This is a genomic window from Hyphomonas sp. UBA3601 (genome assembly GCF_002375605.1).
Classification (GTDB): domain Bacteria; phylum Pseudomonadota; class Alphaproteobacteria; order Caulobacterales; family Hyphomonadaceae; genus Hyphomonas.
In genome coordinates, this window is the sequence record NZ_DFME01000072.1 from 7,430 (window position 1) to 9,032 (window position 1,603).

Consider the following 1,603-nt stretch of genomic DNA (forward strand, 5'->3'; position numbering starts at 1 on the left):
CCAGGCAGGACTTCATCGTATCCTGAACCTTCTTACGAGATCCGGTATTGAGGGGCGCGACACAATCAAGGATGACAAGACCGCCGAGGCTACGGAGGCCTACCTGTCGGGCCAGCTCTCGGGCAGCATCAAGATTGAGCTGAAGCGCGCGGCTCGCCGCGCTACCCTTGCTTTGCCGCCCGGCGCTATCAATATCGACCACTGTCAGAGCCCTGGCGCGCTCGATGCACAGACGCCCTCCCTTCGGGATGGTCACAACTGTCGACGAGGCTTCGTCAAACGCCGCTTGAATGCGGTCATCACCGATCTCCACATCGTGAATTGGTGCTTCGCGCCATGAGTTGTTGTCTGCTGCTGGGATGCGCGTGTCGGTCATCGACACGCGAGGCAGCTTGTCTTTTCGTGCCTCTGCCATGACCGTCACGTCTACAGACTGACCTTCTGTAAGTCCGTGGTCTGCTGGCAAGCGCAGGAACGCCTCAGCCTTACCGGCCGTCTCGACAAATGCGCCGCCTTGTTCGGGTTGTAGCGATCGGATCCGGGCAGGGGCCTGCGCGCCCAGGGTCAGCTGTGTCTCGCTGTCGGACCAACGTGTGATCTTGAGTGCGACAGGTCGGCCCGTATCGTCCAGCAAGACTTGGCGCGTTTCGCCAACACAGACTTCGCGCAGGATTCGGATCGGTTAATCCCCCGCAATCATGGCGATTAGGGCTGACGTAACCGCGTCGTCCGCCGCTGCGGTACCTTCGACTGCTGGCTTGAGACGTGATGCCATCGTCTTGCCTCGTTCCACACCCCATTGGTCAAACGGGTTGAGCTGCCACAAATGCCCGGCGAGATAGGTCCGATGCTCATACAGGGCCACCAGTGCGCCGAATGCCGCTGGCCCGAACGTATTGTGCACGAGGAAGGTGGATGCGCGACCACCCGCATGGACCTTCTGGCGTGCGACTTCGTCTGACAAATCAGGCTCTTCCTGTTTGACTTCATCGAAGCTCCGTCCATTCGCGAGCACTTCGGCCTGCGCCAAGGCATGAGCTGTCAGAGCGTTAATGCCTTCCGGATCCCGGCTGCGATCTGGAGCGAGGATGAATTCGCAAGGCACGTCTTGTGAGCCCTGGTGTAGCCATTGATGGTAGGAGTGCTGGCCAACCGATCCTTCGCCGCCCCAGAGCGCCGGAGCGGTTGCACCAGATACCATTGTGCCCGTCGGGCCAACGGTCTTGCCATTCGATTCCATTTCAAGCTGTTGCAGATAGGTCGGCAACATTCGCAACCGGTTCGCATATGCGAGCAGGACGCGCATCTTTTCGTTCCGAATTGTCGCGTTCCAATAGTCGAGCAGGGCCAGGCGCATGGCGGCATTCTCTTCGAGTGGAGCCGACCGGACATGCGCATCCATCTCGGCGGCGCCTTTCAGTATGCCCTCGAACGTGTCTGCGCCGAGATAGATCATGCAAGCCAGTGATGCTGCCGACCAGAGCGAGAAACGCCCACCCACTGACAGGGGCATATCAAACACATGTGCTTCTCGGCCATTCAGCCAAGCCTTGGCGCGATCCGGATTTGCTGTAACCAACGCGAGATGCTGTTGCGATTGATC

General features: G+C 59.5%; 1 protein-coding gene and 1 pseudogene. Both read right to left on the reverse strand.

The features are described 5' to 3' along the window. Positions 1-634, reverse strand: a 634-nt coding sequence (locus B4F73_RS07465; RefSeq protein WP_290482896.1) for a ribonuclease E/G, incomplete at its 3' end; no start/stop codon positions are given. 48 nt (positions 635-682) lie between these two features. Continuing rightward, positions 683-1,603, reverse strand: a pseudogene (locus B4F73_RS07470) (glucose-6-phosphate isomerase); the annotation flags it as partial.